Genomic DNA, 512 nt, shown 5'->3' on the forward strand with positions numbered 1-512 from the left:
CAAATTTTGAATGACTATTCCCACCATAACTAACAATTGCCGCAGGGAGGAGTTGAGTGGCTTGATCTGAAACTGGGATATTTTGATATCTGACTGGAAATACATCAGGTTGTTGGGTGAGTGTCGCTAGCATTAATCGAAGATGTTGCTGCTGCTCGGGTGACAGCATGCCGCTAATAACTATCTCTTTATTACTTTGCGTCATACTTAGGTAACTTAATAATCCCAGTTCTTTGAAACGATCAATCAGAAGTGGGATTTGGCCATCATGAGGATTAATAACCTCCCAACCTTTTAAACCTACAACGGTTGCTAATGCTTCCTGAACACTTAACCATTTCGCCCCCATCTCAATAGCACCATGGATAGCAACATACCCTGTTTTTTTACCGACCTTAACGTCTATATCCTGATAACCATACTGGTGCAATACCTCACTGACACTGGCAATTAACCTATCATCACAAACGAGTTGATTACGAAATACAACATGGTTCGAAATCAAAAAATTC

The 512-nt window shown here is 40.4% G+C and carries 1 protein-coding gene; it reads right to left on the bottom strand.

The window, feature by feature from the left end; translation table 11 throughout:
* The coding region (gene sctD, locus FTA91_RS11035) for a type III secretion system inner membrane ring subunit SctD (RefSeq protein WP_145583352.1) at positions 1-512 on the bottom strand (512 nt) is incomplete at both ends.

This window comes from Yersinia thracica (genome assembly GCF_902170565.1).
Lineage (GTDB): Bacteria > Pseudomonadota > Gammaproteobacteria > Enterobacterales > Enterobacteriaceae > Yersinia > Yersinia thracica.